Origin of the sequence: Arthrobacter agilis, from assembly GCF_002953615.1 — a bacterium.
Classification (GTDB): Bacteria; Actinomycetota; Actinomycetes; order Actinomycetales; family Micrococcaceae; genus Arthrobacter_D; species Arthrobacter_D agilis_B.
In genome coordinates this window covers 2,060,521-2,066,027 of the sequence record NZ_CP024915.1, presented here as the reverse complement: position 1 = coordinate 2,066,027, position 5,507 = coordinate 2,060,521, and the positions used below count along the sequence as shown (strand labels likewise).

Here is a 5,507-nt window from a genome sequence, read left to right as displayed (position 1 = left end):
ACGACCTGATCCCGCCGATTCCTTCCTGATCCTGCACCGAACCTCCCGCACCGCCCGCTCCGCACCGAAAGGCACCACCATGCTTCGCTCGCTCTACTCCGGTATCTCGGGGCTCCGCTCCCACCAGACCATGCTCGACGTCACCGGCAACAACATCGCCAACGTCAACACGACGGGCTTCAAGGCCTCGGCCACCCAGTTCCAGGACACGCTGTCCCAGATGACCCAGGGAGGGGGCGCTCCCCAGGAGGCCCTCGGCGGTACCAACCCCGCCCAGGTCGGCCTCGGCGTGCAGGTGGCCGGTATCGTCACCAACTTCTCGCAGGGCTCGGCCCAGGCCACGGGCCGGGCCACCGACATGATGATCTCCGGCGACGGCTTCTTCATCTCGCGCCTCGGCGGCGAGACCCTGTACACCCGGGCCGGCGCCTTCACGCCCGACGCCGAGGGCAGGCTCGTCACTCCGGACGGCTCGCTCGTCCAGGGCTGGCCCGCCGTCAACGGCGTTGTCCAGCAGGGCGGGGCCGTCGGTGACCTGCGGATGCCCAAGGGCGCGGTGTCACCGGCGCAGGCGACGACGACCGCCCGCGTCACGGGGAACCTGCCCTCCGATGCCGCAGTGGGCACCCAGATCACGCAGGAGGTCGAGGTGTACGGCGCGGACGGCGCCGCACGCGATCTCACGCTGACCTTCACCCGCTCGGCCGCGGGCTGGAACGTCGCGGGCCAGGACGCGAACGGCGCGACCGGCGCCGGCCAGCTCGTGCTGCCCGACGGCCAGGCCTCGGCGGGTTCATCCGTCGCCGTGGGCGGGATCGCCGTCGACCTCTCGGCCGTCACGGGCTTCGCCGAGCTCAGGACCGTCTCCATCTCGGAGCGCAACGGACGCACCGCCGGCACCCTCGATTCGTTCACGGTCGGCGCCGACGGCACCCTCGTCGGTGCCTTCAGCAACGGCAGCCGGCAGCCCCTCGGCCGGGTGGCGCTCGCCGGCTTCGTCAACCCCGCGGGCCTCGAGAAGGCGGGCGGGTCCTCCTACCGTGCGACGGCGAACTCGGGGGCCGCGGAGATCGGCACGGCCGGCTCCAACGGTCTCGGGTCGCTCGACGCGGGCACCCTCGAGATGTCGAACGTCGACCTCTCGCAGGAGTTCACCAACCTGATCGTCGCGCAGCGCGGTTTCCAGGCGAACGCACGCATCATCACCACGTCGGACGAGGTGCTGCAGGAGCTCGCGAACCTGAAGCGCTAGCCGGACCGGCCGATCAGGGGCGGACCTGACCGGGCAGGGTCAGGATCTCCGCCCCGTCGTCGGTGATGGCGATCGTGTGCTCGCTGTGCGCCGTCCGGCAGCCCGTGGCGCTCCGGAGCGTCCAGCCGTCGGTGTCGGTGACCAGGGCGGCGGTGTCCACCATGACCCAGGGCTCCAGCGCCAGCAGGAGCCCTGGGCGCAGGACGTAGCCGCGCCCCGGCCTGCCGGTGTTGGCGATGTGCGGGTCCTGGTGCATCGTCGACCCGATACCGTGTCCGCCGAAGTCGGTGTTGATGGGATAGCCCGCCTCGCCCAGGACGGAGCCGATGGCGAAGGAGATGTCGCCGATGCGGGCTCCTGGTCCGGCTGCTGCGATGCCTGCGGCCAGTGCGCGTTCGGTGGCTCCGATCAGTGCGAGGCTCTCCGCCGGCTGCGTCTCGCCCACGACGAAGCTGATGGCGGAGTCCGCGGCGATCCCGGCCTTCGACACGGCGAGGTCGAGTGTCACCAGGTCGCCGTCGGCGAGCGCGTAGTCGCGGGGCAGCCCGTGGAGGACGGCGTCGTTCACGGAGGTGCAGACGTAGTGGCCGAACGGGCCGCGCCCGAAGGACGGCGCATAGTCGACGTAGCAGGACTCCGCCCCGGCCTCGGCGATCATGTCCGCGGTCCACCGGTCGATGTCCAGGAGATTCGTGCCGACGGCGCTGCGGCCCTTCAGCGTGTGCAGGATGTGCCCGACGAGCGCGCCGGTCTCCCGTGCCCTGTCCAGCTCGGAGGAGGTGAGGATCTCGATCATGCGGCGCCTTTCCGGGGAACCCAATAACTATACCGGTAATAGTATCCCGGTACTAGACTCGGAGCCATGGTCAGACTGCCGCTCACGCCGGGGGAGGTCGAGCGCGGACAGCGCCTCGGCGCCCTCCTGCGGCGCGCCAGGGCCGAGCGCTCCATGCTCGAGACGGCACTCGACGCCGGCGTCTCGCCGGAGACCCTCCGTAAGATCGAGTCGGGTCGTGTGGCCACTCCCGCCTTCCCGACCATCGCTGCCATCGCCGACGTCCTCGGTCTCTCCCTGGATGTCGTGTGGGCCGAGATCAACCAGCCCGAGCGCGACGTCGAGCAGGCCCGCCGCGACGGGCGGGAGCGACTGGCGTCCTAGGGGCGTCCTTACGAAGCTGCGGCACGTGCCGACAGTGGAGGAAAGAGGCCCCGCCGGGGCGTCCCGACTCCAGGATGTCCGATGATCGTGGTGACCCGGCTCAACGAGAGCCAGTTCGCGGTGAACCCTGACCTCATCGAGCGCATCCACGAGAATCCGGACACCACGCTCGTGATGGTCGACGGCGCGAAGTACATCGTGACCGAATCCCTGCACGAGGTGATCGACCTCATCGCGGCCTATCGGGCCCGTATCCTCTCACTCGCCCGGTTCCAGCCGGTGGAACCCACGGATCCGACCGGGCAGCGACCGCTCGGGCTCGTCCGCGATCGCGACGCCGCCGCGGCGCCTGCCCGCCCGGGCACCGACGTCGATCCCGGCGCCGGCACGCCCGTCCAGCTCAGACCAAGGAACAACTGATGGATCCCGCAACACTCGTCGGCATTCTCCTCGCTTTCGGTGCGCTGTACGCGATGATCACCCTCGAGGGTGCCCACGTGCAGTCACTCCTCCTGCCGGCGCCCATGGTCCTCGTGTTCGTCGCCACCCTCGCGGTCGGCATCGCCGGTGGCACCCTGAAGGACTTCATCGTCGCGGTGAAGGCCGTCCCGCCGGCGATCATGGGCAAGAGCACGCCTCCCCAGGACACCATCGACAGCGTGGTGGTGCTCGCGGAGAAGGCCCGCAGCGAGGGACTGCTCGCGCTCGAGGAGGAGGCCACCACGGCGAAGGACCCGTTCCTCCGGGGCGCGCTGCAGAACATCGCGGACGGGACGGACGGCGAGGAGCTGCGCGAGATGCTCGAGGACGAGATCGATTCCGCCTCCTCGACCCACCGCACGGCGTCGAAGTTCTTCATGAGCCTCGGGGGCTATGCGCCGACCGTGGGCATCGTCGGGACGGTGGTGTCCCTGACGCACGTCCTCGAGAACCTCTCGAAGCCCGACGAACTGGGCCACATGATCGCCGCGGCGTTCGTGGCGACCCTCTGGGGCCTGCTCTCGGCGAACTTCCTCTGGCTGCCGATCGGTACCCGCATCAAGCGCCTCGGTGACATGGAGACGGCCCGCATGACCCTCCTGATGGAGGGCGTGCTGGCGGTCCAGGCCGGCAGCCAGCCGCGCCTGCTCGGCGAGCGGCTGAAGGCCATGGTGCCGCAGCACGCCCTGGGCAAGGGCGGGAAGGGCGGCAAGGACGACGGAAAGGCCGCGAAGGCCGCGAAGGGCGCCAAGGGAACGGGCGACGGCGCGGCGCAGGGCAAGGCCGCGGCGTGAGCAGGCGCCCCCACCGGAAGAACCGGGGCGAGGACCACGCCGACGAGCATCCGGACGAGCGCTGGATGGCGTCCTACATGGACATGGTCACCGTGCTGATGTGCATGTTCATCGTCCTCTACGCCATGTCCACCGTCGACCAGGCCAAGTTCGAGCAACTGCGCGTCTCCCTCGCCACGGGTTTCGGGGCGGTGGAGACGGCGACCGTCGACACGGCCGAGGGCACCGTGGTGCCCGCCGAGTATGCCAACGAGGAGGGGGAGTCCTTCACGGGGGGCGCGGCCCTCACGGATGCGGAGCCGGAGACGGAGCAGGAGGAGCCCGGTGCTGCGGCGGTGGCCGCGCCGACGCCGTCGCCCTCGCCGTCGGCCGGTGGTGACACCGCCGAGCCCGTGACGGACCGGGAACGCGCCGTCGAGGAGGTCGAGAACCTCCGGGCCCTGCAGGAGCGCATCGACGCCGGGCTGAAGGAGCGCGACCTCGCCGAGGCCGTCCGCTACGTCATCGACGAGCGCGGCCTCACCATCCGGCTCGTCAGCTCGGAGACCTTCTTCCTCCCGGACAGCGCCCAGCTGACCGACCAGACGCTGCGCATCCTCGAGAGCGTGGGCCCCGTCCTCGCCTCGATCCCCAACGAGGTGGGCGTCGAGGGCCACACGGCACGCCTGCCCGACTCCGTGCCGCGGCCGCTCGACTGGGAGCTGTCCACCGAGCGGGCGGTGAACGTGGTGCGCCACCTCATCGACACGGGTGGCGTGCCCGCCCTCCGGCTCTCGGCCATCGGCTACGGCGAATCCCGTCCGCTCGCCCCCGGGACCAGCGAGGCGGAACTCGAACTCAACCGCCGCGTGGACATCGTGGTGCACTCCGACCAGCCCGAGAGCGTCCGCGGCCTCATGCCGGAGATCGCCGCCGGCGGCTGAATCGCTAACGGCCCGCGCAGGCCGGCCGATAGTGGCTGGTGTGACGGTCCAGGAACAACTCTCCTTTGGCGTGCCCTCGGGCTCCGCCAGGGCGGTGGATGTCTATGACTTCCGCCGGCCCACCACTCTCGCGCGTGAACACTCACGCGTGCTCGAACTCGCCTTCGAGACGTTCGCGCGCCAGTGGGGCACGCAGCTCACCGCGAAGGTCCGCGTGATCTCGCAGGTGACCAGCGAGCAGGTCCTCATGCAGACGTACAACGAGTACGCCGCATCCCTGCCGCCCACGACGGCGATGGTCCTCTGCGCCATCCAGGAGCATGCCAGCAAGGCGGTCATCCAGTTCCCCGCGTCCGCGGGCCTGTACTGGGTCGACTCCATGCTCGGCGGCCACGGCACGGTCCCTCCCGGCGAGCGGAAGTTCACGCAGATCGAGCAGGCGCTGATCCGGCGCCTCATGGACGACGCCCTCGAGGGACTCCACTACTCGCTGGGCTCGGTCCTGACCCAGCAGCTGGGCATCGACTCGATCCAGTACAACTCCCAGTTCGCCCAGGCGGCGTCGACCACCGAGCTCATGATCGTCGGGACCTTCGAGATCCGCGTCGGTGAACGCTCCTGCCCGGCCACGGTCGCCATCCCGGCGCAGCTGCTGCTCGCGCAGCTGGGCGACGCGAACCCCACCGCCACCGGCGAGGACGCACGCGAACTGATCGAGCAGCAGGTCACGCACGTGCCGGTGGACGTCGCCGTGCAGCTCGCGGCGCTGCCCGTCCTGCCGTCCCGCATCCTCGACCTCGCCGTCGGGGACGTCCTGAAACTGCCGCACCCGCAGCACCGGCCCTTCGAGCTCGCCGTCAACGGGCAGCGGCTCGGCGAGGCGGCCCTGGGCCAGAACG

The 5,507-nt window shown here is 70.5% G+C and carries 7 protein-coding genes; 6 read left to right on the top strand and 1 reads right to left on the bottom strand.

Translation table 11 applies throughout. From position 1 onward, the window contains the following. The first annotated feature begins 79 nt into the window (after window positions 1-79). Window positions 80-1,252 carry a flagellar hook protein FlgE gene (locus tag CVO76_RS10065; protein ID WP_208741777.1) on the top strand — a complete coding sequence of 391 codons (1,173 nt, stop codon included), beginning with the start codon at window positions 80-82 and terminating at the stop codon, window positions 1,250-1,252. A 13-nt stretch (window positions 1,253-1,265) separates the two neighbouring features. On the opposite strand, the gene map is transcribed toward CVO76_RS10065, so the two are convergent. Continuing rightward, window positions 1,266-2,048 (bottom strand): type I methionyl aminopeptidase, encoded by a 783-nt coding sequence (map, locus tag CVO76_RS10060; protein ID WP_208739143.1) that lies wholly within the window; start codon window positions 2,046-2,048, stop codon window positions 1,266-1,268. A 66-nt stretch (window positions 2,049-2,114) separates the two neighbouring features. Between map and CVO76_RS10055 the strand changes: the two genes are divergently transcribed. The 5 genes from CVO76_RS10055 to CVO76_RS10035 all read left to right on the top strand — a co-directional run. Further along, window positions 2,115-2,411 carry a helix-turn-helix domain-containing protein gene (locus tag CVO76_RS10055; RefSeq protein WP_208739142.1) on the top strand — a complete coding sequence of 99 codons (297 nt, stop codon included), beginning with the start codon at window positions 2,115-2,117 and terminating at the stop codon, window positions 2,409-2,411. Between the two features lie 81 nt (window positions 2,412-2,492). Next, window positions 2,493-2,831: a flagellar FlbD family protein gene (locus CVO76_RS10050; protein WP_133080407.1), complete on the top strand. Its 339-nt coding sequence runs from the start codon at window positions 2,493-2,495 to the stop codon at window positions 2,829-2,831. After that, a complete protein-coding gene (locus tag CVO76_RS10045; protein ID WP_208739141.1) occupies window positions 2,831-3,685 on the top strand; it encodes a motility protein A in 855 nt (284 codons plus the stop codon). The genes CVO76_RS10050 and CVO76_RS10045 overlap by 1 nt, the downstream gene beginning before the upstream one ends. After that, window positions 3,682-4,608 carry an OmpA/MotB family protein gene (locus CVO76_RS10040; RefSeq protein WP_347876204.1) on the top strand — a complete coding sequence of 309 codons (927 nt, stop codon included), beginning with the start codon at window positions 3,682-3,684 and terminating at the stop codon, window positions 4,606-4,608. The genes CVO76_RS10045 and CVO76_RS10040 overlap by 4 nt, the downstream gene beginning before the upstream one ends. A gap of 40 nt (window positions 4,609-4,648) precedes the next feature. After that, a partial coding sequence (locus CVO76_RS10035; RefSeq protein ID WP_244185872.1) for a flagellar motor switch protein FliM occupies window positions 4,649-5,507 on the top strand: 859 nt, incomplete at its 3' end.